At 28.7% G+C, this 26,676-nt stretch carries 25 protein-coding genes; 1 reads left to right on the forward strand and 24 read right to left on the reverse strand.

Going from position 1 to position 26,676, the window contains the following annotated elements; translation table 4 throughout:
- Nucleotides 1-105 precede the first annotated feature (105 nt).
- The 17 genes from BST80_RS00235 to BST80_RS00315 form a co-directional block, all read right to left on the reverse strand.
- Nucleotides 106-888, reverse strand: coding sequence for a hypothetical protein (locus BST80_RS00235; RefSeq protein ID WP_415745432.1), 783 nt, complete (start codon nucleotides 886-888; stop codon nucleotides 106-108).
- Entirely contained in the window at nucleotides 774-1,247 is a 474-nt protein-coding gene (locus BST80_RS00240) for a hypothetical protein (RefSeq protein WP_415745433.1), read from the reverse strand. The genes BST80_RS00235 and BST80_RS00240 overlap by 115 nt, the downstream gene beginning before the upstream one ends.
- Nucleotides 1,248-1,342: 95 nt before the next feature.
- Nucleotides 1,343-1,843: a deoxycytidylate deaminase gene (locus BST80_RS00245; RefSeq protein WP_415745434.1), complete on the reverse strand. Its 501-nt coding sequence runs from the start codon at nucleotides 1,841-1,843 to the stop codon at nucleotides 1,343-1,345.
- The gene (locus BST80_RS00250) at nucleotides 1,831-3,222 is read right to left on the reverse strand and encodes a rhomboid family intramembrane serine protease (protein WP_415745435.1); all 1,392 of its coding nucleotides are present in this window, start codon (nucleotides 3,220-3,222) and stop codon (nucleotides 1,831-1,833) included. The genes BST80_RS00245 and BST80_RS00250 overlap by 13 nt, the downstream gene beginning before the upstream one ends.
- A 6-nt stretch (nucleotides 3,223-3,228) precedes the next feature.
- Nucleotides 3,229-4,149, reverse strand: a complete 921-nt coding sequence (locus tag BST80_RS00255; protein WP_415745436.1) for an RluA family pseudouridine synthase — start codon at nucleotides 4,147-4,149, stop codon at nucleotides 3,229-3,231.
- A complete protein-coding gene (lspA, locus tag BST80_RS00260) occupies nucleotides 4,142-4,729 on the reverse strand; it encodes a signal peptidase II (protein ID WP_415745437.1) in 588 nt (195 codons plus the stop codon). Before lspA ends, BST80_RS00255 begins: the two co-directional genes overlap by 8 nt.
- 30 nt (nucleotides 4,730-4,759) lie before the next feature.
- The gene (gene ileS / locus BST80_RS00265; protein ID WP_415745438.1) at nucleotides 4,760-7,486 is read right to left on the reverse strand and encodes an isoleucine--tRNA ligase; all 2,727 of its coding nucleotides are present in this window, start codon (nucleotides 7,484-7,486) and stop codon (nucleotides 4,760-4,762) included.
- Nucleotides 7,487-7,720: 234 nt separating this feature from the next.
- The gene (locus tag BST80_RS00270) at nucleotides 7,721-8,125 is read right to left on the reverse strand and encodes a hypothetical protein (protein WP_415745439.1); all 405 of its coding nucleotides are present in this window, start codon (nucleotides 8,123-8,125) and stop codon (nucleotides 7,721-7,723) included.
- 12 nt (nucleotides 8,126-8,137) lie between these two features.
- Nucleotides 8,138-8,272, reverse strand: coding sequence for a hypothetical protein (locus BST80_RS00275; protein WP_415745440.1), 135 nt, complete (start codon nucleotides 8,270-8,272; stop codon nucleotides 8,138-8,140).
- A gap of 54 nt (nucleotides 8,273-8,326) precedes the next feature.
- Nucleotides 8,327-8,887 (reverse strand): hypothetical protein, encoded by a 561-nt coding sequence (locus tag BST80_RS00280; RefSeq protein WP_415745441.1) that lies wholly within the window; start codon nucleotides 8,885-8,887, stop codon nucleotides 8,327-8,329.
- Entirely contained in the window at nucleotides 8,880-9,053 is a 174-nt protein-coding gene (locus BST80_RS00285) for a cell division protein SepF (protein ID WP_415745442.1), read from the reverse strand. The genes BST80_RS00280 and BST80_RS00285 overlap by 8 nt, the downstream gene beginning before the upstream one ends.
- A gap of 271 nt (nucleotides 9,054-9,324) precedes the next feature.
- The gene (ftsZ, locus tag BST80_RS00290; RefSeq protein ID WP_415745443.1) at nucleotides 9,325-10,557 is read right to left on the reverse strand and encodes a cell division protein FtsZ; all 1,233 of its coding nucleotides are present in this window, start codon (nucleotides 10,555-10,557) and stop codon (nucleotides 9,325-9,327) included.
- 36 nt (nucleotides 10,558-10,593) lie between these two features.
- Complete coding sequence (locus BST80_RS00295) at nucleotides 10,594-11,940, reverse strand: cell division protein FtsA (RefSeq protein ID WP_415745444.1); 1,347 nt, start codon at nucleotides 11,938-11,940, stop codon at nucleotides 10,594-10,596.
- A 31-nt stretch (nucleotides 11,941-11,971) separates the two neighbouring features.
- A complete protein-coding gene (gene rsmH / locus BST80_RS00300; RefSeq protein WP_415745445.1) occupies nucleotides 11,972-12,913 on the reverse strand; it encodes a 16S rRNA (cytosine(1402)-N(4))-methyltransferase RsmH in 942 nt (313 codons plus the stop codon).
- A gap of 3 nt (nucleotides 12,914-12,916) precedes the next feature.
- Entirely contained in the window at nucleotides 12,917-13,348 is a 432-nt protein-coding gene (mraZ, locus tag BST80_RS00305; protein WP_415745446.1) for a division/cell wall cluster transcriptional repressor MraZ, read from the reverse strand.
- Nucleotides 13,349-13,551: 203 nt separating this feature from the next.
- Nucleotides 13,552-13,728 (reverse strand): 50S ribosomal protein L32, encoded by a 177-nt coding sequence (rpmF, locus tag BST80_RS00310; protein WP_004027582.1) that lies wholly within the window; start codon nucleotides 13,726-13,728, stop codon nucleotides 13,552-13,554.
- Entirely contained in the window at nucleotides 13,728-14,246 is a 519-nt protein-coding gene (locus BST80_RS00315) for a DUF177 domain-containing protein (protein WP_415745447.1), read from the reverse strand. The genes rpmF and BST80_RS00315 overlap by 1 nt, the downstream gene beginning before the upstream one ends.
- A 189-nt stretch (nucleotides 14,247-14,435) precedes the next feature.
- On the opposite strand from BST80_RS00315, the gene BST80_RS00320 reads away from it, so the two are divergent.
- Nucleotides 14,436-15,236: a MurR/RpiR family transcriptional regulator gene (locus BST80_RS00320; protein WP_415745448.1), complete on the forward strand. Its 801-nt coding sequence runs from the start codon at nucleotides 14,436-14,438 to the stop codon at nucleotides 15,234-15,236.
- A gap of 122 nt (nucleotides 15,237-15,358) precedes the next feature.
- Here BST80_RS00320 and pheT read toward each other — a convergent pair whose 3' ends face one another.
- The 7 genes from pheT to BST80_RS00355 all read right to left on the reverse strand — a co-directional run bounded on the left by pheT (nucleotide 15,359) and on the right by BST80_RS00355 (nucleotide 26,026).
- The gene (pheT, locus tag BST80_RS00325; RefSeq protein ID WP_415745449.1) at nucleotides 15,359-17,752 is read right to left on the reverse strand and encodes a phenylalanine--tRNA ligase subunit beta; all 2,394 of its coding nucleotides are present in this window, start codon (nucleotides 17,750-17,752) and stop codon (nucleotides 15,359-15,361) included.
- Between the two features lie 10 nt (nucleotides 17,753-17,762).
- Nucleotides 17,763-18,800, reverse strand: coding sequence for a phenylalanine--tRNA ligase subunit alpha (pheS, locus tag BST80_RS00330; RefSeq protein ID WP_400248533.1), 1,038 nt, complete (start codon nucleotides 18,798-18,800; stop codon nucleotides 17,763-17,765).
- Between the two features lie 327 nt (nucleotides 18,801-19,127).
- Nucleotides 19,128-22,331, reverse strand: a complete 3,204-nt coding sequence (locus BST80_RS00335; RefSeq protein ID WP_415745450.1) for an FtsX-like permease family protein — start codon at nucleotides 22,329-22,331, stop codon at nucleotides 19,128-19,130.
- A 68-nt stretch (nucleotides 22,332-22,399) separates the two neighbouring features.
- Nucleotides 22,400-23,551 carry an NAD(P)H-hydrate dehydratase gene (locus BST80_RS00340; RefSeq protein WP_415745454.1) on the reverse strand — a complete coding sequence of 384 codons (1,152 nt, stop codon included), beginning with the start codon at nucleotides 23,549-23,551 and terminating at the stop codon, nucleotides 22,400-22,402.
- Between the two features lie 6 nt (nucleotides 23,552-23,557).
- Nucleotides 23,558-23,926, reverse strand: a complete 369-nt coding sequence (locus BST80_RS00345) for a hypothetical protein (RefSeq protein WP_415745451.1) — start codon at nucleotides 23,924-23,926, stop codon at nucleotides 23,558-23,560.
- A 48-nt stretch (nucleotides 23,927-23,974) separates the two neighbouring features.
- Nucleotides 23,975-24,664 (reverse strand): M48 family metallopeptidase, encoded by a 690-nt coding sequence (locus tag BST80_RS00350; RefSeq protein WP_415745452.1) that lies wholly within the window; start codon nucleotides 24,662-24,664, stop codon nucleotides 23,975-23,977.
- A 33-nt stretch (nucleotides 24,665-24,697) separates the two neighbouring features.
- Nucleotides 24,698-26,026: an MFS transporter gene (locus BST80_RS00355; protein ID WP_415745453.1), complete on the reverse strand. Its 1,329-nt coding sequence runs from the start codon at nucleotides 26,024-26,026 to the stop codon at nucleotides 24,698-24,700.
- Nucleotides 26,027-26,676 lie beyond the last annotated feature (650 nt).

Genomic DNA, 26,676 nt, shown 5'->3' on the forward strand with positions numbered 1-26,676 from the left:
TTTTTTNNNTTTTTTTTTTTTTTTTTTTTTTTGAAAAAATAGTTGCAATTTTTAATAAAAAATATATTATTGANTTAATAAGGGCGAATTGTCCTATTTGCATCTTTACTTTACATTAGGAATTATTTTTGCTTTATATTTTAATGGTTGCTGATGTGTTGCTAAATAAGCATCCAAATCTGCTTTCGAATATTTATGATTATTTAAACATAATGTTGCAATTACAATATCAAACACAGGGCCAAGAATTCAAATTCAATTAAAACATACTAAAGAAATTGAACAAAAGCCAACCACAATTCGAGCTCAATAAAGATTTTTTAATCCTAAGATGGCAAAAACTAAGGTAATAATACTAAAAGCTAAGACAAGTTCTTTTTGATAAGGATAATTTAAGATTTTTGACCACATATCACGATAAACATAATATAAAACGGAAAAAATAATATTAAAAATAGCAACTACAATCGCTAGAATCATAGCAATTTTACCTTTTTGATCTAATTGGCGATGTTGTTTAATATTTATCATAATTTTAATTTGATCAACTTTGGTAATATTATTTTCTTTAATTTGCTTACGAAAATAAAATAAGTTATTAATTCAGATATAAAAATATTGAAATGAAGTACATAAGGTAAAAATTAACACTGAGCCAACAGCTAATAAGGCAAAACCATTTGTTGCATAAAAATTTAAGAAAAAATAAGGAAATAGAGTATTGTCTGGTTGGTGGTCACTATGTCGAATATAACCACGAATTAAAACACAAATTAAATATAGGGTCGGATATAAACAAATTTGTAAAATGTATCACCGGCGGTAACAATATAACTTAAAATCATTGCAATCGGAATAATGGTATGCAAAATAAATGTTGAAATTCATTCATAAACACTCATATTTGTTACTATATCACCTTGCACTGCTAATCCTAATCAAAATACTAGCATTGTCATTGTAATATAAACTGTTACCATTAAGCGAATAATAAAATCTGGTTTTGTATTTTTAATTTTTTTTTGAAATAAATAAAAAATAAAATAAACAAAAACTAGATAATTTGTTTGTGTTGTAAAATATGAATAATAATGGCTTAAACGCTCTCCATAACTTGCTAACTGCCCATAAATGCCACTTTTTGTTTTTAACGCTAAAATAAAATCACAAACTAAAAAAGCAAAAATTAACATAATACCAATAATACGATAAATTAATAATTTCCGATCTGTAAAAAAATGCTTCATCTTAAAAACCTTTCTTTCTCTAATAATTTATAAAAATAAGTTAATAAAGGATTTTGATTTTATTTGATAATTTATAGTTTTATTTGTAAATCTAATTATTTTTCCTCTTGTCGTTCGACTATAACATTAATAGCTGGTAAGCAGCGATAATGCACTTGTGCTTGGTCAAACATCCGCTTTGCTGCTTGATTACCATCGCTGCCTTCGTATTTGTCATCATCATAAATAACTTCTTTAATTCCAGCTTGAATGATGATTTTTGTACATTCTGCACAAGGAAATAAGGTTGTATAAATTCGACAATTTTCTAAATTTGTTCGTGCACTTAAAATGGCATTTAATTCAGCATGAGCAACATAAGGATATTTTGTTTCTAAATATTCCCCTTCCCGTGCTCATGGAAAATCATCATCATTTAAACCACGGGGTAAACCGTTATAACCTGTCGCAATAATTTGCCCAATTTGGTTAACAACACAACTCCCAACTTGTGTATGTGGATCTTTGCTTCGCATTGCACAAACATGCGCAACACTTAAGAAGAAATCATCTCATGATAAATAATCATTACGTTTTTTTCCTATTACTGTTGTCATAAATTAAAGATTCCTCCTTTAAAATTAGAAAAGAGATCACTAAAACTAGACTGACTTTGTAACAAAAAGATTGGTCAATTTGCTTTTGGATAAAAATAATAATTATTTAACATTTCCTCAATTGCACTCTTTTCCATCAAACCTGCACGTCAATAACTTAATAATGCGTCAATAACAGCACGATTATAGGGTGGAACATAACGTATTCATAATAATGCAATTGTACTAACCACAATCATTGTTACAATAATAAAAACTGGATATAATATTGTTCAATTAACACGATGTGAACTGTTAAATTCTAAACCATAACCAAGCGCACTACCAACAAAAAAACCAACAAAATTAATTAAATAAAATGAATAACCTAAAAAGATTGGCATTATTAGCAACCACAGCATAATAATTAAAGTTCGTTGGTTGGCAATTAACGCCCCTAAATCTTCTTTACCATAGTTATAACTAAACAAACTTCCTCATAAAATTGCTAATAAAATAGTTGATCCGCCAAAAATTCAATTTGGTAATACGGCTGCTAAAAATACTCCGGCTAAGGGGATCCCAACTACTAAAATGACTGATAATCGTCAACGCCCTAACAAAGCTTCTGCATAACGAGCAACACTAAAAATCATAAATAAATTTAAAACTACTAACAATGGGTTACTGGAAAATAAAACATATGTTCATAATCGCCATCATTGATTATTTCAAATTAATAAATCACGAGTAACACTACCATAAACTAATTGCGTTGCTCCTTCATTTAAGCCTTGAGTATTAAAAATTTGCGCACCAAAAAAGATTCCAACAATTGGAATAATTAATAATAAAGCAATTAAAACTCATGTAACACCAAGGTTATTGACACTTAATTTATCACTTAGTTGCTTTAAATTTTTTGTTAATTTACTATTAGGGTCTTTAATCCCATCTAAAATTTCCTCAGTTGTCATCCCCGCCATTGAAGTATCATTTTCATTATTTTCTTGCAACATTGTAATGTTCGGATAATAAGTACTTAAACGGTCAAGATAATTATTTTTGTCAACAAATAATGTTACATCGCCACTATCATCTTTATAAATCTGCGAACGATTTTCAATTAAAATAATTGATAAAATAGTAAGTTTTGCGCGTTGAAATTTTTTATTTAAAAAAGTCTTTAACGTTTGCACAACCTCATCATTAATGATGAAATCATTAAATTCACCACTAAAATTATCAATAATTTTAATAATTTGAAATTCTTTACTATCAACTTTATATAAATAAACATTATTATTATTATTATTGCGTGGTTTACTTTTATAAACATTGTATTTTTCTTGTTTTAAAAAATAATCAACTAGAGATAATTTATCTTTATCAAAACTCATTGTTTTCTATCCTTTCGCGCATAATATTGCTAATCTTTGTTCAAACTCTTGTGGTAAGGCTGCTGTAATGGTCAGAGTTTCTTTAGTAACTGGATGAATAAATCTTAATTGATACGCATGCAGATATTGTCCAAAACTTTCTTTTTTATCAGCGGCTGTGCCATATAACGGATCACCAACAATAGGATGGTTAATGTATTTTATATGAGCTCGAATTTGATGAGTTCGCCCGCTTTCTAATTCACACTCTATATAAGTATAATCATTAAAGCGTTCAATTACAAGAATATTAGTTACTGCTTTTTTAGAATTTTTTGCTGTAACTGTCATTTTCTTGCGATCATTAGGGTCACGGCCAATTGGCGCATCAATTTTAGCGCGATTTTCAATAATTTGACCATGAACAAGCGCTAAATAGCGGCGTTGTAATTGCTTTGTTTGAATTTGTTGTTGTAGTTGATGATGAACAACATCATTTTTAGCAATAATTAAAGTTCCTGTCGTTTGGCGATCAATGCGATGGACAATTCCTGGGCGTTGCTCACCACTGGCAGTTGACCATTGCACTCCTCGTGCTAATAAAGCATTAACTAAAGTATCATTCTGGTGTCCTGGTGCTGGATGAACAACTAAATTATTTGGTTTATCAATCACCATTAAATAACTATCTTCATACAAAATTGTTAATGGGATTGGCATTGGTGTTAATTCACTTGCTTTAGAATTTGGAAATTCAATGCGAACATGGTCTCCAATTTGACTAACATAATTTGCCGGCACAACTTGTCCATTAACTTGAACTTTCTCTTGCTTAATTAATGCTTGGATTTTAGTTCGCGAAAAAGGAGTGGGATTTGTTTTAAAATAATCAGTTAAAATTTTATCAATTCGAGCTGATGAAGAAACAGTAAAGGTAATCTTAGTCATTTGGTTCAAAATGCTCTTCGCGTTTGCTTCGTGCTCGCTCACGATAAAACTGAATAATTTCAATAATAATAGCAAAAATTAAGACAATAACACCAAAAGTTACTCAAGTATCAGCTAAATTAAACACACTATAAGGGGGAAATAAAATTCATGCTAGAAAATCAACAACCCCACCATGGTTTCACATACGGTCAATTAAATTACCAAACCCACCAGTTGTAATCATCATTAAACCAACAGCAGCAGTTTTATTATTAATATATAAAAGAATACTAAATGCAAGCAAAGTAATAAAAACTGCACCAATAATAACAAGCGGAAGATTATCAGCATTTGTTCCAAAAGCAATTCCTTTATTAACCATAAATTTAAAATTAATAAATCCATCCAAAAATTTAACTTCGGGAGCTGCTGAGTCATGGGACAATAAATGAAAAGCTAATTGCTTCGTAATAATATCTAATATTAATAACGAAATAAAAATTGGTAGACAAACTTGGAGTTTATATTTTCAAATATAATCTCGATTTTTAAAATGGTCTTTAAAATCATATCAAAATTGTTTTGTTCGTTCTTTCATTTGCTTTTTACTCCTTTTTCGTTTTATATATTATCGCACATTTTTTACCGATAAAACATTAAAACAGCGATCACAAATTTCATTATTTTGGACATTTAAATGATTATAAATTATTCAACAACGTTGGCATTTTAAACCAGCTTTTTCTTGAACTTTTAAAAAACTAGTTTCATATTCTGTTAAGTTCTGATGGTCAGTAGTAAAAATAATTTCACTAACAATAAAAATTTGATATAAATCCTTAATTGCTGCTAAACTTGCATATGCTGGTTTTAAAGCAATCGTTACTTGACATTCTAATGATTTTTTAATTTCTTTTTGTTCACGACGACATTCTAATTCTTTATTAACATCATCTCGTAATTTCAGCACTTGGTCTCATTTTGCAATTAATTTATCATTAATAGCCATTGTTAAAACAAAATTTTCTTCTAAATGAACCGAGCTTTGTTGGTCGGGATATGTAATAAAGCGATGACTTTCTTCAACTGTATGCGGAATAATTGGTTTTAAAACATCAACTAAAATCCGATATAAATAATATAATGTTGTTTGTACCGCACGACGACGCGGTGATTTCATTTCCTCAATATATAAAATATCTTTTGTAAAATCTAAATAAAATTTTGATAATGTTGTGGTAACAAAATTATTAATTAAAGTATAAACATTATTAAAATTAAATTCTTCATAACTTTTATTTACTTTTTGTTGAAATTCCTGCGCTAAATGTAACACATAATAATCAACCTCTCCTAATTTTGATTGTAAATCAGTTTCTGTATTAAAATCATTTAAATTTGCTAATAAAAACCGTAATGTATTACGAATTTTTCGATAAGCTTCCGCAATTTGTTTTAAAATTTCTGGCCCAATTTTAACATCATCACGATAATCAACCGAAGCTACTCACATTCGTAAAATATCAGCCCCATACTGGTCAGTAATTGCTAATGGTGAGATAACATTTCCCAATGATTTACTCATTTTGCTGCCTTTTTCATCATTAGCAAAACCATGTGATAAAACAACTTGGTAAGGAGCATGACCTGTCGCCACAACCGAAGTAATTAATGATGAATTAAATCATCCTCGAAATTGGTCAATTCCTTCCAAATAAACATTAACGGGATGGGGTAAATGATATTCTTTTGTTACTGCTAAATTACTAACACCACTATCAAATCAAACATCCATAATATCTTGCTCTTTTCGTCAATTGCGATTTTGATAAGCTGGTGGCAACAATTGATCAGCACTTCATTCAAATCAAATGTCAGTTGTTTTTGTTTTGGCAAATAAATTAATTACATGTTCAATTAATTCTGTTGTAAATTGTGGTTGATTATTTTCATCGTAAAAGGCAATAATTGGTACACCCCATAATCTTTGACGAGAAATACATCAATCCTGACGATTTTCAATCATTGTTTCCATTCTTTTTGCTGCTCATTGTGGATTTCATTGTACTTGTCTAATTTCTTTTAATAATTCTGGCTTAATTTTTTCAATTGAAACAAATCATTGTGCTGTTGCACGATAAATAACTGGTTTTTTTGTTCGTCAATCAATTGGATAACGATGTTTTGTAAATTTTAATTTTAACAAAGCGCCATTTTGTTCTAATCGTTGACCAATCATTTTATTTGCATCTTCATAATAAACACCAACTAAACTATCATCTGCTACTTCTGGAGTATATTTTCCAGTATCATCTAATGGTGCAGAGATTGGAACATTGTTCGTACGGGCAATCAAATAATCATCTTCACCAAATCCCGATGCGATATGGACAATTCCTGTCCCAGCTTCAACAGTAACATGGTGGCCAAGAACAACAGAACTATCGCGGTCATATAAAGGATGTTTTGTAATAATTCCAACTAATTTAGCACCAACTACTTCTTGTACAATTTTAACTTTTTTCCAATTTAATAATGTTTGTAACTCGTCAAATAAAGCCTTAGCAAATAAGTATTTTTCACCTTCAACAAGAACTTCAACATAAACAACATCTTTTCCAACCGCTAACAATTGATTCATTGGAATTGTTCATGGTGTTGTTGTTCAAATTAAAAATTTTGTTCCTGGTTTAATCACCTTATTTCCTGTTGTTACTGTAAAAGTTACATAAATTGATGGTGATGTTAAATCAGCATATTCAATTTCTGCCTCCGCTAAAGCTGATTCACTTGAAGGTGATCAATAAATTGGCTTTAATTGCCGATAAACTATTTTTTTTTGAACCATTGTTTGAAATAATCGTAATTGTTCTAATTCATATGGCAAATCTAATGTTACATATTTTTGCTGAAAATCACTAAACAAACCTAACCAACTAAATTGCGTAATTTGTTTTTCAATTTGGTCTAAAGCATATTGACGACAAATTTGGCGAAAGGCAACTGGTGGAGTTGTTTTCCGATCAACCCCGCTTTTAACAACAGCAGTTTCAATTGGCAAACCATGCGTATCTCAGCCACAAATTCATGGACTATAAAATCCTTTTTGATTATAATAACGAACAATAAAATCTTTTAAAATTTTGTTTAACGCATGACCAACATGTAAATCCCCATTTGCATAAGGAGGACCATCATGTAAAATAAAGGGTTGGTTGTTAGCATTATGTTGATAGCGCCCTGAAACAACATTTGTTTTAAGTCACTCTAACTGAATTTGCGGTTCTTTTCCTGCCAAATTAGCTTTCATCTCAAATAAGGTATTGGGAGTTAATAATGTATCTTTATAATTCATCAGTGTTTTTTCCTTTCTGTCATAAAAAAAGTAAGACTATAAGAGCGCAAATGCACGGTACCATCTTACTTTATAAATATTGTAATAATATTTACCTTTTTTTCTTTATTTTAAATTGTAAAAACAAGAGATAATTATTTGTCTTTTATGATTAGCTCACATCATCCTAATCTTGCTGTAATAAAACGAGCAAATAACCGTGGTTTGTTTTCTTATAAATAAATATTACACTATTTATTTAATTTTGTTAATAATTTCTTTTTTAATCAATTCTGTAATTCGTTCACCATCATTAATGGAAAAGGCATAAATGCGCTTATTTCGTTCTAAAAAATCACCAATTACTTTTAACACATTCTGGGGATTATGCAGATTATGATCAATGTCATCAAGTAATACTGCAATTTCTTCTTTAAAAGCATAAGAAAAATCAACTGCTTTCATAATAATCCGTCCTGCATTATGACTTGCAACTTCAAATGCTTCGCGTGATTTTTCAATATTATACCGTGAAATATGCTCTAAATGTTGTAATTCTTGTAAACGCAACATTAATTGGCGATTATCGTATGTTAATTTTTCTATAATTTCATTTTGTTCATAAATAATTGTCCGTAAATCTTTCTCTTGTTCTGCCATATTTTCCCTACTTTATGCAAACTTTGCAATTGTAATTCGATAATGTTGATTTTTTGATGGTAAAATTGCATTAATTTTAAAACGACCATATCGTTTTATTGATATTATAATATCACAAGCAACTTGAAAAGTCTTATTATTTACCACTGAAAAATTAACATAAACATAATTTTGTTCAACATATTTTTGTGCTTGTTGGCGTTAAACATTGCAAAGGGCACTTACCACAGCATCTAAACGTAAACTTTTTACTGTTTTTGTAAAAACAGTAAATTGATATTCAATAACAACAGGGGCAGGGTTAATAGTCCAAGTTAATAAGTTCTTTTGAATAATTAATGGAGCATTAATAAACACTGGCATAATTTTCTTTAAAACACTTAAATATAAATCATTTGCTGTGATATATAAATCACCAATCACTTGCATTTCTAATTGTAATTGGTTTAAAATAAAACCAAGCACCTGATGATGTTGAAAAAAATGCGGTGTTGGTTGTTTCGCATGTAAAATAACCGTATTATCGTGCTTAGCATTAAAACTAACTGTTGCTCGAAAACCATTTGTTAATGGTTTATGAATAAAATAATTAGTAATCTTTTCTTGTGCCAAGATTGCTTGCAAAATTGCAATTTGACGTAAATCAAGAAAATCTGTGTTAACAACTTGCCCACGGTGGGCTTGTTCACATCATCCTTTAATTTTATTAATTAATTCATAATCTTGCTGATAATGTTGCAATAATTGTGTCTTATTAAGCATCTTTTTGAATTGTAAATTGATAAGTTCTATGTTCAATTTTTTGAACATAACCATTAAAAGCATACATCACACCACTAATAAAATCTAATAGCCGTACCCGTTTTCCTTTTGGTAACTTCTCTAAATAAACAATTAATTGCCCTTTTGTCAATAATAAATCAGCCATTTTGGGAGCATCATTATAACTATCAGCAATAAAACCAGTTGTAAGTACACTTGTGTTACTACTAACTTCAGAAGAAGGCTGTACTTCGCGCTTTCACGCTCAAAATTCACCTTTTGAAAGGGTGTTTCTGGGGCAAGAACAGGTTTTGTTAATGGTTGTTCTAATGGTTGATCACTATGGACAATTGGTGCGGTTGGGCGGCTATCATTAAAATCAATTCGTGGTTGAAATTCGTAAATACTTCGTTGTTTTTTCTTAAAAATGCTCATTATTATCAACTACGACGAACAAATGGTGGTAAATCATCATCTTCATCGTCATGTTCAACGACTTGATTATTATTAACATGTTCTCGTCACGCATTAATCCGACGGTTTGCATTTGCTGTTTCACGTTCAGCATTTTCAGATAAATTAGTGAAATAACTTGGCCGTTTACGAGCAACATCTTGATCATTGTCATCACTAACCTCAGCATTCCGTGTTGGGTGTGGTGCTGGTGCTTCGTATTCTTCCATTGAAGCACGATAACCATTATCTAGATTAGTAAAATTTTGTTCTTCATCGAACCCAGTTGCAATGACAGTTACAATCATTTCATCATCTAAATGCTCATTAACTGCTGTTCCAAAAATAATATTAACTTCGCCACCAATTGCTTGTTTAACAATATCAACAGCATCATTAGCATCATTTAAGGTTAAGGTATTACCACCAGTAACATTAATAATAGCATCACGAGCACCACGAATTGATGCTTCTAATAATGGAGAAATAATTGCTTTATTAGCAGCTTCAATTGCTTTATCTTTACCTGAACCAATCCCAATACCAAATAAAGCATTCCCTTTATTTTTCATCACGGTCTTAATATCTGCAAAGTCTAAATTAATTAAGGATGGTACTGCAATTAAATCAGTAATGGTTTGAACTCCTTGGCGTAAAATATTATCTGCTTCTTTGAATGAATCTTTTAATGGGACACCACCAATTACTTCTAATAAGCGATCATTTGAAATAATAATTAATGAATCAACATGTTTACGTAGTTCTTCGGTTCCTTGAATAGCATAACTATTGCGCGCACGTCCTTCAAATGAAAATGGCGTTGTAATAATTCCAACGGTTAAAGCACCCTGTTCTCTGGCAAGTTTGGCAATAATAGGAGCAGCCCCAGTTCCAGTTCCACCACCCATTCCAGCGGCGACAAAAACCATATCTGCCCCTTTTAAAGCGTCTTTAATTTCCTCTGCTGATTCAATTGCTGCTTGACGACCAACATCAGGATTAGCACCTGCTCCTAGCCCTTTTGATGTTTCTTTACCTAATACAATTTTATTTTTTGATTTTGAAACACTAATAATCTGGGCATCAGTATTAGCAACAATAAATTCAACCCCTTGTACGCCTGCTTCAATCATCCGATTGACAGCATTATTACCAGCACCACCAATACCGATAACTTTTATTGACGCGACTTGTTCATAATTATCAAAATTGTCCATAACCTTAATTCCTCCATTTTTTATATATTATACTATTTATTTAATATTTTGGTAGTATTTTTGTTGATATTGTTGCGAACCGTTTAAATGCTGGTTACTTAGCGGCATATCCCCTTGTGCCGGATTGGCATTGCCACCTGGTTGATGATGCTCACCATATTTGTCATTTCGTGGTCCTTTTTTATCACCATTATTATTTAAATAACGAATATAACGATGATCAACCGATTGAATATTTGTTGCACTAACTTTATTTGCTAAATGTTGATAATAAATATTTCCCAATAAGCCAATACATCATGTTTCTTTTGCTCCTAATGTTGAAGCAATATAAAAGGTAACATTTTTATCTTTATTTAATGCCAACAAATTTTCTTTAAACCCACTAATTCGTAAAATTTCACCAACAACAACCACTGGATAGTTATAGTGCCCTAAGCTATTAGCTAACTTTTCACTCAATGTTTCCATTTCTTCTGTTAAAACATGATTAACAATTCGTTTTAAATCATAATGGGTAAAATTTAATTGTGTTTGTTGCTGTTGATCATATTTGCTATAAATAATTAAATTATTTTTACTATTATTATTTAAATTAATAATTTTATATAAATATTTTAGTGCTTGCTTATTATCACAACTTAAGACATTACGTAATCACGTAATTATTTTTTTAATCCCACCCGGAGTAATAATTTGTTCACATAAAGTTTCACGAACAAAAACATAAGCGATAATATTATCATAATCTCAATTAATAATTGTAATTCCATTTTGCAAATCAACTGGTGATGCAATATTTCACGCAAGACTAAACCCTTCTGGAAGGATACCCATAACTTCAATTTTGGCATATTTAAGTGTCGCAAAAATACTTTGAACAATCTGTTTTTTTGTTACATAAACAATTGCCTTAATACGTACTTTGTGCGCCGCCTGCCCTATTGGTGGCGCTGATAATGCTTTTTGTTCATTAAGAATGTAACGATATGGTCTAATAAAAAAAGCAGTTTCATCATCTAATAAAGGAACTTCTTTTGCTAATGTAATTAATGAATCAATATCATTCTTCGTAATTAGACGATCATGTGTTAAATTTAGCATTTTGGTTGAAGTTTTAATTGTCATATTATTTGCTGGAATACTAATTGCCACCCGTTCAATTACAATTCCTAATTGTCGATTTGCATCTTTAATTAAATTAACTAATTCTTTAGCCACATTTTTTTCATCAATAATGATACCATTATCACAAAAATGATATTCAAGATGCCTTTTATAAAGCACTTTAATTTGTGATTCAGTATAAATACCAACCATAAAACTAAAACTATAATTTTTAATTTCTAATACAGCATATACTTCTTTTAACTTATAATCCACTTCGTTCACCTCCTTTTCAAATTTTAGAATATTATTTCACCCGTTCTAATATTCTTAATTTAGCACTTGTACTTCGATGGTTGTTTGTTTGTTCAGTTACCGAAGGTACAATTGCTTTCTTAGTAATAATCTGATAATCACTTTCAAAATGTGATATTACTGGTAGCTGTTGATTTATTTCATAATTAGAATCTTTTGTTAAACTTTGAAAATATTTTTTAACAATACGATCTTCTAATGAATGAAACGAAATTACAACTAACCGACCATGCACCGCTAATAAAGTTGTTGCTTGTCGTAATGATTCTTGTAAAACAAATAACTCTTGATTTACTTCAATTCGTAATGCTTGAAAAACTCGTTTTGCTGGATGTTTTGCCTTTTTTAAAATCTTTTGTGGCAAACTTTTTTTAATAATTTCAACAAGATGGAAAGTAGTAACAATTTCTTGTTCATTACGAGTAATAACAATGTTTTTTGCAATTACTTTTGCAAATGGTTCTTCACCATAATCTTGAAAAAGTTTTACTAAAGCTTCTTGCGAATAAGTATTAACAATGGTTTTTGCTGTTAATCCTTGATGTTGATTCATCCGCATGTCCAATGGACTATCATAGCGATAACTAAAACCACGGTTATCATCATCTAATTGTGGTGATGATACTCCGAGGTCATATAAAATACCATTAACTGCTTTAACATGTCGTAGTTGTAATTCAGCAGCTAAATTAACAAAATTATTTTTAATAATTTCATAATTACGATATTTACTCTTCTGCAAAATTTCTTCAGAAGCAACAATTGCTGCTTCATCTTGCTCAAAGCAATATAACTTTCCATTTGGAAGATGCTTTAAAATTTCAAGACTATGTCCGGCTCGCCCTAAGGTACAATCAACATAAATTCCATTGTTTTGAACATTTAAACCGGCAATTGCTTCTTGTAATAAGACTGTCTCATGTTTAAATTCCATACGTTAAATTTTTTCCTCAAAATTTTTTGCCGCTTCTTCGATTCCTGGTGCTTGTTCAATGTATACTTCTCAAACTTTCGGATCTCATAATTCTAAGTGGTCATTGTTTCCAATAATAACAACATCTTTTGTAATATTTGCTTTATTTTGCAAAATGGACGAAATTTTAATTCGTCCAGCATTATCGAAAGTAGTTTCATCAGACATTGACATAATTTTTCGTGTCAAAGCCCTTCCTTCGGCTGTGGCTTGTCCAGTTGAAGCAACTTTTTCTGTTCACTTTAACCATTCAGCTTCATTACGAATATCAATACAACTATCAAAACCAAGAGAAATAAAGACTTTATCATCTTTAAACTGTTCTCTCATTTTAGAAGGAATTGTTAATCGTCCTTTATCATCTAATGTATGATTGTAAGTTCCTAATAATGCCATTTTGCCCCATTCTCCCCCACTTTCATACATATTGTATTATACTCTTTCCCATATTGCAACACTTTTCCCAAAAAATTTTTTACAAAAAAAGTCCTACTACTGGACCAATAATTTAAAGGCTTTTTTAAACAAGATAAATTATAAATACAACATTAGTTAAAAAAAGAATCTCTTGATCCTTTCCTATAATTAGTTATTATAACCTAATCAACTCTAATAACTTCTTTATCTTTATAATATCCACATTCACGACAAACTCTATGTGGTTTAATTAATGCTCCACAATTTTTACATGCTATCAAAGTTGCTCCAACTAATTTAAAATGTGTTCGGCGTTTTCTTTTTGCCTGTTTGGATGTTTTTCGAAATGGTACCGCCATTATTTCTCCTCCTTTGTTGTTTTAACTAATTTTCCGTGTAATTGTTCTCATCGTGAATCCGCTTGAGCTGCTTGATACGCTGCAAATTCTTCCTCAGAAAAAACTTGCCAAGTTGAATCACCACTAATTATTTTATCACTATTTTTAGATAAATTAATAGGAATATTCATAATTATTTCATCTCATGCATATTTTATTATATCAAAATTTTGCTCATTTAAGTAATTAATATCACTTTTTTTATAAAATTTAAAACTATACTCATCATTTCATTCTAAATTAATTGGAACAGCAAAATGTTCTAATGTCTGAGCATCCTCAACAACAACTTCTCCAATAATTGTTGCAATAATATTAATTGCATTAAGATTTGGATGATAAGTAATTATTCCCTTAATATTAACATCTTTGATTCCTCTAATATTAACCGAATAATCTAGTAATTCTGGGCTAATATTTAATGGTATATCGACACTAACTTGCGGTTGTCTAATAAAATCTGTTTCTGTATAAATCATTTTGTTCCCTCATTATTTTGTTGACTTTTGTTGCCAAATTTGAATAATCTTACCCTAATAAATCTTTTGTTAAATTATTCATTAATATAATATAATTATACATTTATTTTTATAAAATATAAATGTGCTGTAAAAAATGAGGAGCCAAAATGAAAATTATAACATACGAAAAAAAACCAATTAACTGATTTGCAAATTCAATTAATTGAAAAATTAAATAATGACATTCAGAGTGTTCTAGAGTTAACTATCAACGAATTAGCAGATAGTCTTTTCATCAATATTTCTACCTTAAGTCGTTTAATTAAAAAATTGGGGTTTGAAAATTATAGTAAATTTAAAATATGAGTTGCTGGAAAGTATAATAATATCAAGGAATTTGATATCCAAGAAAATGAGACAACTCTCCATAATATTATTGATAATATTTATAAACTGCATACTTATGCATTAGATGAAACTTATCGAAATTTAAAAGTTAATCAATTAGAAAAATTCATTGATACAATTCATACGAGTGAACGAATTGTTATCTGGGGAATTAGTCGCCATACTTTAATTTGCGAAAATTTAAATTTACACTTAAATGTTTTAAAATATAACTCAACTTATCTTGTTAATTATTATGCCACAATTCAATTAATTGAAACTCTTAGTGAAAATGATTTATTAATTTTAATTTCAAAAAGCTTACAAGATGCTGAATATCATTTCCTAATTGAAATTGCAACAAAACGAAATGTTAAAATTATTTTATTAACAATTAATAAAGAATATAAAGGACCACCTAATTTACAAAAACTAACCTTAGAGAATACTGAAATTCTAAATTTTTATGTTGATAATCCCCGTTATGTTTCACGGTTGATGCTAATTAATATTGTTTTTGGAATGTTAATTGCAAAATATCATCCTACTCATAATGAAGAATATCAAGATTATTATGCAGCCATTGATGAATGACACGAATATATTAAAAAAATAAAATAACTAGTGAACATCTGTTTCAAAAGATGTTCTTTTTATATAAAAAATAAAGCAAGTTCTAATTAAAAGGATTAAGATTTAGTGTTCATAAATTACCTTAATCCTCAAATACATAAATTTTTTTTCTAGCGAATTTGTAATTGTAATTTTTTCAAATTCATTTTAATTTGTTCAAATTGTTGGTTAATATCTGTTTCAGTTAGCTGTTTTGCCATATCATTAAATGTAAAACTAATTGTTAAAGCAACATGATTAGGCATTTCTTTATGATCAAAATACTGGTCAATCACTTCTATTGCAACAACATTTTTAACTCCTGTTAAAATCTTTTTCTTAATTTGTTCGTAGGTTACTGTTACTGGTACTCAAATTGAAATGTCACGACTACTTGTACTAAATTTAGAAGGCGGTGTGAAAAATGTTTGTTTCTTATGCGGATAATTAAACATTACTTCAAAATTAATTTCGCCAAAATAAGTTGTACTTTTTAAATCAACTTCTTTTTGATAACTAGGATGAATCACACCAATAATTGCTAATAATTGTTTTCCTAAAAAAACATGACTAGTTTGATAAGGATGGTAAATTTTATTTTTTGGTGCTGATTGATATGATAATTCATCAATATCAATTTGTTCACTTTGCAAATAAACTTCCAATAAACTTTTAATATAATAATACGAATTAGAAAGACTATCGCCTGTTATTTTATTTTGAACAATTTCTGCTTGACTTACAAATGCCCCATGATAATAACTTTTCTCATTTACATAAATTTTTTCAACAGTAAATAACTTAACATTTTTTTGATTTCGAGCATTATTATATTTAACACTGTTTAATAAACTATTTGTTAAACTTAACCGCATTACAGCATGTTCTTCCGATAATGGCGATAGTAATTGATATGGTTTTTGATAATTAAAAAAGTTAAAATGAGTAATTTCTTCTTGTTTAACTAGCGCATATGTTTTTGCCTGATAAAAACCATTATTTAAAAAAAAAGTTTCAAAATTTTTAATTGGTTTTTCAGTAGGACGTTTAGCCTTAACTAAATTTGGTAAGACTGGTGGTTGAGCAACAATGTTATTATAACCAAATAACCGGGCAATTTCTTCAATCAAATCAGCTTTCTGAAAAATATCGGTACGAGTTACTGGTGGTGTCACAAATAATTGTTCACCTTCTGTTTTAAATTGGAAAGCTAATGGTTCTAATAAAGCTTTAATTTCTAATAAGGTAAAAGAATGACCGATAAATTGATTAATCTCAAGTAAAGTAATGTTAATTGGCTCAACTGTTTTCTTATATTCTTTAATAAAGTTTAAAACTGATAACTCGGCTAAAAAACCATTAATTTTTAATAAATACAAATAACGTGATAATCCTAATCCAACAGTAGCATAACTAAGGGGTTTGATATAACGTTGTAAATTAATGTTACTAATACCAACTTTTCGTTGTTGTTGACGCATTATAATATGACTTAAATGGAGTGCTAACACTGTTATCTCCGTTGTTATAGCACTAATAGCATAAGTCGGATTAACGCGAACACCAATTAATTCTACAAATTCATTCCCATCAAGAACTACTAAATCACCTTTTTTAATATTAAAAGTTTTATTTTCATAATCATCAGTAATTTTTAAAGGGTTTTTAATTTTATTAAAATCATAAAGTAATAATGATTGCCCTGTTTCAAGGGTTGCTTTAATTGCTAAATCGCCAAATGGATCTGCTACATTTGATTGATATTCATTAATTTTTAACCAAATTCGATCTGATAATTTTAGCGGAGTTTTTTCCAGCGTTAATTTAATATTAACACTAATTGCTGATTCAACTGCTGATGTTGCAATTTCTACTTTTAATGGATTTTGATATTCTTTTAAATTTTCTGTTGATTCTAATTCTAACGGAAATAATTCACGTTTAAAATAGCGGGCTAATTCACGGGCTAATTCATAAGAACTTAAGCAATCACTGCGGTTTAATGTTAAATCAATCTCAAACAAATAATCAGTTAAACCAATTTTAGTTAAAACATCTTCAGCACCAATCATATCATATGAACCTTCTTTTTCATTAAAAGTTAAAATAATTTCATCTTGTTCGGCTGGCGTTAAATATTTTTCAGCAATTCCTAATTCACTTAATGAACACATCATTCCTTCCGAAGCATATCCTTTAATTTCACGTTTTGCAATTTTTGTGCCATCGGCTAACACTGCCCCTGGGCGAGCAACGACAACATATCCATTTTCCGCTGGGTTACTAGCTCCGCAAACAATTGGATCAACTAATTCTTGTCCTGTATCAACTAGACAAAACTTTAAATGCGTATCAGGAATTTCATTAACAACTTGAATTCGACCACAAACAATATTACTATTACGATCAAAATTATGAGTACGTTCTACTTCAAACCCTAAACTATTTAAAGCAGCAACAATATCAGCATTACTAATATCAGTAAAATCAATATATTTATTTAATCATCTTCTTGTAATAATCATTTTAAACCTCCTAATCAAATTTCTTAAATTGTTCTAAAAAGCGGATGTCATTTGTATAAAAACGACGAATATCATCAATCCCATATTTTAACATCGCAATTCGTTCAATCCCAATGCCAAAGGCAAAGCCAGTTAATGTTGGTTCTTGTCCACATGCTTGATAAACAAGCGGATTAATCATCCCAGAGCCCATAATCTCAATTCAACCAGTTTGCTTGCAAATTGAACAACCTTTACCTTGACAATTAACACAAGTAACATCAACTTCAACAGATGGTTCTGTAAATGGAAAAAAACTTGGCCGTAAACGGATTTGTGTTGCTTCACCAAACATCCGTTGACAAAAGTATTGAATTGTTCATTTTAAATTAGCAAAAGTGATATTTGGGGCAACTAAAAACCCATCAACTTGCATAAATTGATGTGAATGTGTAGCATCATCATCATCACGGCGATAAGTATTTCCAGTTGAAATCATTGCAATTATTTCATTTTTACTTTTCATCTGTGAAATTGCACGGGCTGTCATATTGGTACAGTGTGTTCGTAATAATGTGTTTTTAGACAAATAAAATGTATCTTGCATATCACGAGCTGGATGTCCTAATGGTAAATTTAAGCGTTGAAAATTATATTCATCATCATCAACTTCAGTTCCAAACACAATATCATATCCTAATTCTTGAAATAATTGCGAAATTTTATCAATAACTTGGTTTAATGGATGCTTTGTTGCTAATACTAAATTATATCCTGGTAATGATAAATCAATTTTTTCTTGTTCAATTGTCGCAATTAATAAAGCATTTTCTAATTCGGTTTTTTTAACTTGACATAATTCAGTTAATTCTCCTTTAATTTGATTTGTTTTTTGACCAATTGTTAAACGTTCTTGATGTGTCAAATCTTTCATTTTTTTCAATAAATCATTCAACATTGATTTTTTCCCTAAATATTTTAATTGAACGGCATTAACTTCCGCCACTGTTTTTGCTGCTTTAATGTTTTTTGTTGCTTGGGTAAATAATAAGTCTAATTCTTTTTCCATTGTTTAATCCTTTCTTGCTGAAGTCTAATTAAGTTAGAAAAATCCTTGTCTATATTAAAAAAATATAAACAAGGAGCAATTTTTTACGGTACCATCCTTTTTTTTACTAATAAATAGTCTTATATTACAGTTAACGAATCATTTATATTAAATAATCCGGCTGGGATTAGCAGCTCTCATTAGGTGAATTCTTTAATATCTCACCAGTTATTTGCACCAATCATAACCTCTCTGACGATAAGCATATTATCTGACGATAAGCATATTAATTACTATTCCTAAATCAACGATTTAATCTGAAATTTTATAATTTTATTATAACCTATTTTACTCAGTTAATTCATTTAGTTTTTGTTTTTTTACTAAATACATAGATAATAGTCATGATAGAACTAAAATAATACTAATAATAGTTCCAACTTTTAATGGTGTTTGTCAATTTAATGGTAAATTAATAACAAATTTAAACTGTTCTAAAATAATGTTAACAGCAAAGTACCAAATTAGTAAGGAAATAACATATGCCAGGAAGAAGGTAAATAAAACACCAAGAACATAATTACCAATTACAATAAAGTTTACTTGCCGTGGTTTATATCCTAAGGCTCGCATTGTTAAAATAACTGAGCTAGCTTCATCAATTACCGAAGAAGTAATAACTGCTAAAATAATGAAAATAATAATTCCATTTAATATTTGTAAAATTAACAATGAATCATTTAACATCCCCAAGCCTGCCGATGCTAATAATTTTTGCAAGGTAATTAATTCAACATTATCTGGACCCGTAAAGATACTAATATCACTACCATCACTAGTTATTGTTGTCATAATTTTTCCTAAATTATCTGTAATATCATGGTTAAAAATATTAATTGTTAAGTTTTGCAATGTAATCTTATAATCTTGTTTCTCCATTAGCAATTCTTTTGGGTTGATCTTATCATAAATCATTTTTTCCTTAGAAATAACTCCATCATAAAAATCATTTGGGACTGGTTTTTTGTTAAAATCATAAAATAAAAACCGAATAGTATTAACATTAATAAAAACATTGCTTCGTGTTGTATCATTTTTATTAATTCCCTTTACAACAATTGATATATTATACGGAGATCTTACATTTTTAACAGTAAATTCAAAAGTGTCATTAATTTTTAAATTATTTAATTTAGCTATTTTTTCTGAAATAATTGCAGGAATTTGTGTTCTTGTTAATGGTGCTGCAAACAATTCGTTAATAACCGTTTTGTTAACACCTTCCATTTGATAAAAATTTGTCCAAGTATTTGGTTCAATCCCTTTTAAATTAAGATCACTAATTACTGCTGTTTCACGATTACTTGGAGTTACAGCTAAATTAAGAACTGGCAATTCTGTTTGAGGATTATAATACAATGTATTAAAACTAACAACTGTCTTAATATGTGTCTGGTCAATCAGATTACTTAAATTAACAATATTTTTTCCTCAATCTGGTAAATTTCCTCCTGTTATATTTGTTATATCTTTAACAACTTGAATTAAATCAGTTAAATAAACTGACTGATAAATTGGCTGATAAAGAAAGAGTTTTTGTCATAATTCCATATCCATCGGATTATGATGAATCGCTGTTGCTAATTCATTAAATTTTGCTAATGAAACAGCTTGGGTTTGTTCAACATTACTTGTTGGTAACACTCGAAAATGATTATTATTTATTAATTTTAATTTTTCTTCTCCTGTTGGAGTTCGATGACTTGTTACCATTGTTAATAAACTTGGAAATTGGAAGCGATGGTCAACATCTTTTTGATAAACATTACTAAACGAATAAACAATTTGTCGAAAAATATCAGATGCATTAAATTGAATGATAAAAAGTAATGAAGAAATAAAGAAAATAAACATTACAATCATTCATTTTCAAAATCCTTTTAAAGTAAATGCTAATTGAATTCGAAACAAGAAACTTGTTTTACTAAAAATTTTTTTAATCCCAATTATTAAACCATAAAAATGCATTTTTCCAGCACAATTAATTAATACTAAACTTGGTTTTTTTAAATAACTCATTGTAAATAAAAATGATAAAGTAGTAAAAAAGATGGGTATAACTAAAAACAAAATTAGCATAAATCATCAGGAAACATAAATTAATTTAAATGGAATTAATAATCCTGTTGTATATAATGTATTAACATATAACTGAATAGGAATACTAACACAATATCCTAAGATAATACCAAATAGCATCGTGACAAAAAACTTTGTTGAAAAAATTCATGATAATTCCGTTGTTTGATAACCAAAAGCTTTAAAAATTCCAATTTGACGACGAGTTTTATTCATCTCTTTTTTCATTGTATAATTAATAAAAATAAAACCTAAAAATAACAGCACCGAACCAATTGCACTATACAAAATAATTTGAATATTAATATTTTGCGTTTGCATTGCAATATCACTATTTTCATATGGAATTAAAGTTGCTGTTGGATTAATATAACCCTGTGCTAAATTTTCTTTTAAAGTTAAAATTGCATTTGTTGAATTTAATTTAATTAAAATTTTTTGACTTGGATTTAAAGTAATATTTCCTAACTCACCACGAACATTTGCATCCTGCAATTGAGTTTGGAAATGCTCAGTTGTAAATAATACACCGTATTTCCGAATATCATTGCTACTATTAATTTTTAAACTTGTCCGCTTAATAAAATTATCTAAATTATTTCCAATTCCAATAATTTTTAAATTAAAATTTGGGTTGTTTGGAATGACTGGAAAAATATCTCCAATTTTTAAATGATTTTGCTCTGCAAATAAACTACTAACAACCGCTTCATTATCTACTGTTGGCAACTGTCCTTGGTATAATTTCAATTGGTTAAAATTAACGGCGGTTGTCTGTTCTAGATTTTGTACTACCGCAGGAGTAATCTTTAAAGTATAATTTGAACCGCTTCGTTGTTTAAAAGAAATAGCTTCAAAAACACCAACAGAATATTCTGGCAAAGTTTTTTGTCGTAATAACCGTGTTACTATTTCTTTTGGTTGGTTTCAATTAAATTTTTTAAAATAAAGATAGCCAATCGGATTAACACCATCAATATTTTGCTTCATTCCTCGATATTGCGCAACTTTTGCTAATTTAGTAATAATTTGACTTGTTGAACAAATTTGCTGTAATTCTGGACTTGCAAGAGTACCACACACACTTTTTGTTGTTTTTCACCAACTACTGTTTTCATTTAAAATTGCTTGGGGAACTCCTGTAACATTAATTTCTTGCTTATTTTTATCAATAAACTTATTATGTAAATAATAATCTTCCATAAAATTAGGTTTATAATCTTCAACACTAAAATTATAATCTCATTGTTCAGATGTATATACTAAATCATTATATTTTATTTTATATTGTAAAGCACCTGATAAAATTCCGGCAATTGTTGCAATAATAATGATAATAAAAAGAATTAAACCTCCGGCTTCAATTCAATTTTTAAAATATGATTTTAAATAACTTTTTAAAATTTGGCGCATTATTATTCTCCATTTTTCATTTTAATCAATTATAACAAATTCAAAAGTTACCGAAATAACCAAAATAACTATTTTTTAAAATTAAGCGAATCGTCACTTCCAATAAGCTCTGCTAAGACAAAACCAATTTGATCAATAATGTCTGTTGGTAACACGGGTTTTTTGTATTGTGAAATTTCATCACCAGTTAACCCGTGTAAATACGTTCCAACAATTGCTGCTTCAAACAATTCATAACCTTGACCAACTAAACTAGCAATTAAACTAGTTAGCGTATCACCCATACCAGCAACAGCCATATATGGATTACCTGTACCGTTAATATACACGCGATTACCATCCGTAATAATTGATTGATATCCTTTTAAAACAACAATTTTATACTTATTAGCAAATTCTTTTGCAATATTAATTTGATTACTTAAAATTTCTGGCACACTTTTATTAATTAAACGTGATAATTCCAATGCATGGGGTGTTAAAATTGCTCGTCCACGTAATTTCCGTAATAATGGGACATCTAGAACATTAATTCCATCAGCAACAACAATTGATCCTTTATAATTATCTAAAATATAATTTAAAGTATTATATGTCCGTTCTATTTTTCCTTTTCCCATTCCATAGGCAACTACATTAACTTTGTTTGTTAATAAATCTAAAATTCGAGTTCGATCAGAAGCATCACAAAACGTAATTTCTGGAGCAGTATTATTGGTTTTTCCTAATAATTCTGGGGATAATGCTCAAATTACTAGGCCAATTCCAGCATTTAATGCCATATTAGCAACTAAAGTCCTAGCATTTAAATATTCTAAACTTGAAGCAAAAATAAGTAAATTTCCATAAATGCCTTTGTGTGAAATTAGTGAGCGGGAATGTAATTGGACACTATCCGTATAAAATAAGTTGTTATCAATTAATTTCGAGCAAATCCTATTAATTTCTTGCTGATGAAACCCCAATTGTCATACAACAACCTTTCCTAAATAAGGAATAATATCATAATTAATAAAAGCTGATTTATAAGTAAAAAAAGTAACAGTTTTATTAGCCTTAATTGCAATTGTTGGAATTGTTGCACTATTATTTTCAATTCCACTTGGAATATCACATGCTAAAACATATTTTTGACTTTCATTAACTTTTTTAATAATTTCAGCAATGGCAGGTGGCATTTTTCCATGATAACCAATACCAAAAATGCAATCAATAATAATATCAGTTTATAAAATTACTGCCTCAATATTATCATCAAGAAAGGTCATTGTTACATTTCGCAACTTTTTAACTAATGAATAATAATATGCCACTTCTGGGGTTTTAGCAGTATCAAAGGTTTTTTTATCAGTGCAAATATGAATATGGATCTTTTTTGTTCCATCATAATCACTAATTAATTTTGCTAAACAAAAACCATCCCCACCATTATTACCAATGTTAGCTAAAATTAAAAAACTATGAACTGCTAAATTCAAATGATGAAATAAACCCTCGACTGCTTTCGCCATTAATTTAACTGCTGAAATATCAAATTGATTAAAAATAAAATTTTCAAGATTTTTAGTGTCTTGTTGATTACTAATATAAAGCATATTTCTTAACTCCTTACTTATTTATGTTAAATTAAAAAGAAAACCATATTAAATTCCTGGTTTTTTTAAAATTTCAACTTTTTCACGATAATTTGGCATATATTTTTCAACATGATATCAAAACGCCTTAGAATGATTATGATGAACTAAATGTGATAATTCATGAATAATTACATATTCCAATACTGTCGGATCAAAATGAATTAACTTTGTATTTAAAACAATTTTTTCCGTTTGTGGATAACACACACCTCATTTACGAACCATTGCTTTAATTGTTAAATTTTTATAAGATAAATTCATTATTGTTGCTCATTTATTTAATAACTGTTCAAATTTATAACTAAATTTTTGTTTTAAAAAATGGTGTAACTTTTTAACATTTTCATCATAACTACCAGCATCTTTTAATAAAAAATATTGTCGATTAATAATTTTTGTATGAATATTTTCATTGATTAATTGCAACGGATATTTTTCATTAAAAACATAAACATAACCTGTTCCGTTTAAATTAATGACAATCTTTCGATAATTATCGTGAACATTAATTACCGTAATAATTTTTTTAATATTTTTATAAATTAGAGCTTCAATTTCCCAATCATGGGCATAACTAGGGGTCGATACTTTAATTTTGCCATTATTAACATTCAACACAATATTCTTCTGTTCTTTAATAATTAAATCATATTTAATTAAGTTGCCCTGATATGGTAGCACTTTTTCCAATGCCATGCTATTCCTCCCCCTATCATAAATATGGATTAATTAATTATTATCATCTATTTTATCATCATTTTCATTTTCATTCTCAAAATTATGGTGTAAATCCGATGATTGTAAAGAATTATTAGTTGCTGGTTTTTTTGTAATATCTTCACGGTATTTTTTTCCTGCTGTTCAAATTTTATCAATATCACCTAAAAAAACTTTACCATCATAAGAACTATCAACACGGGCATTGGGATTAATGCGTTGTTTACCACTTGGTTTTGGAACCGAACCAATTCGTTCTGCTAATTCTGTTTTATCTAATGACATATGTTGTTTTGATTTTGGAATAATAATTGAATCATAGGCATTGAAATTTCCTTTTGAAGACAAAGTTTCCGTACTAAAAATAGGAACTGAATAATCACGATGTTTAATAATATCACCTTTTTTCACAAAGTCATCTTCTTGTTCAATAAGTAATCCTGCTGGTGATTCATCAACAATTTCTTCACCCTCTTTAATTGTGCGTAAATATTGGCCTTCTGCACCAACACGAATTGTTGGTTTTGAATTATCAGAATTATTATCTTCTTCCTCTGGAACAATATGTGCTTCACCTTGCTCATGTAAAAGAGCATTCCGAGCAATTTTTGCTTTCAATAATGCCATTTTTGCTTTTAAATCATTTGTTGTTGCAACTGATTTGTTGTTAAGAGGAGTTTTTGTTTCTTCAATAGGAGTAAGTTCAGCTTGATTAACCATTTCTTTTTGTGGTGTTAACCCACGAGAACTAATTTTACCAGTTTCAAAATTAATTGCTGTTAAACAATTTTTTTGATGTTGTGTTAATGATTTTGCTTTTCGTGTTGTATGATAATAAGCTATTGCAAAACAACTACCAAAGAAGGTTAAGACTGGTCCAATAAATAGCAAAATAAAACCTGAATTAATTGGTAAATTTAACTTAAAAATATTTAAACCAGTTTTAGCACTTATTGGTTGACCAGCAAGCACAACAGCCATTGTTAATAAAATGCAAAATATTAATCCAATAACAAAAGCACCACTTATGCCAAAAATTTTATAACCATTATTTTTTGATAAATAATTTGGAATTAAATACATCAATACTAAAAAACTAGAAATTCCAATTAAAATCCCCCCAACTAATTCTGGGTTTGCCATCACATTATGATATACTGTCATATTTGAAAACTGTAAAACTAAAAGAGCAATATCGTGTAATAGCATATCTGCAGCATTATAAAGGAACATTTGATTATTAATTTTATTTGCTAGCATAATTAATATTCCGAACAGTAACGCACTAAAAATTCCGCCAATTGTTAAGAAAGTTAATGACACTCTACGTAATTTCTCCATTTTTTTCACCTATCTTTTAACCATAAAAAACCATACATATATTATTTAGGTATATACCGTAATTATACCCTATTTCTATCAAAACCAATAATAAAATGTAAAAATCGTTTGTTATTTATCATTTTAATTAAAACAAAATCCAACAGAAAAAACAATTTAAAATTTTAAAAATAAAAAAGATACTAGTTTTAATTTAAAACTAGTATCACTTCACATAATTGTAACACAACTTTCACTCAGGGTAATGTTTATTATTTTGATAATTATATTTGTTCAGAAATAATTAAATAATTCAGGGTATATATATTATGTTTATTAAAAATTGATTTGCTACTTAGTTTAAAGGATAAAAAAAGAATGGACATATTTGTATCACAAATCATTTTACAGACTAGTTTGTTTTTTATGAAATAGACAAGGGAATTATTTTTAATTATTATTCTGAAACAATTGAAAGTTAATAGTTTTGTTAATTGATATTTGATATTTTAATACATTAAAAAAATATCTATATCCTTTAGCTTAACATCCCAACAACCCTACCAGAATTCCAGAAGATTGATAAATTTAAAAATTAAATTAAAATAATTGTAAATATTTTTAAAAAGATACTAATAGCAAATTATAATTTTAATTAATTATGTCTTTTA

The organism is Spiroplasma sp. Moj, assembly GCF_016082285.1.
GTDB lineage: Bacteria > Bacillota_I > Bacilli_A > Mycoplasmatales > Mycoplasmataceae > Spiroplasma > Spiroplasma phoeniceum.